The 251-nt window shown below is 55.4% G+C and carries 1 protein-coding gene; it reads right to left on the bottom strand.

All coding sequences use genetic code 11. The features are described from left to right. Nucleotides 1–71: 71 nt before the first annotated feature. Nucleotides 72–251 (bottom strand): transposase (locus tag F1735_RS36175; protein WP_222853223.1); only part of this gene is annotated, 180 nt, incomplete at its 5' end.

Here is a 251-nt window from a genome sequence, read left to right as displayed (position 1 = left end):
CCGCTCCCGGAAACGATGTCAAAAGTACAGCACAAGAACGAACCCTAAAAACCCCACTACAACGCTCAAGATCACGACATACTTTGTTCAAAAACACACCCGACAAGTAGTCTGACACAGGGGGGCGGCTGCTGCCCGTAGCACGCATCTTCCGAGTGATCGAGGTCGAGAATCAGGCTCTTTGGCGGGCTGGCGAAGCCGGCAATGAACTGTTCAACGAGGGCCTCACTGACGCGGTAGATGTCCTGGCG

The sequence above is a fragment of the Massilia genomosp. 1 genome (assembly GCF_011682185.1).
Lineage (GTDB): Bacteria > Pseudomonadota > Gammaproteobacteria > Burkholderiales > Burkholderiaceae_D > Telluria_A > Telluria_A rubra.
This window is presented reverse-complemented; position numbering and strand designations above follow the sequence as displayed.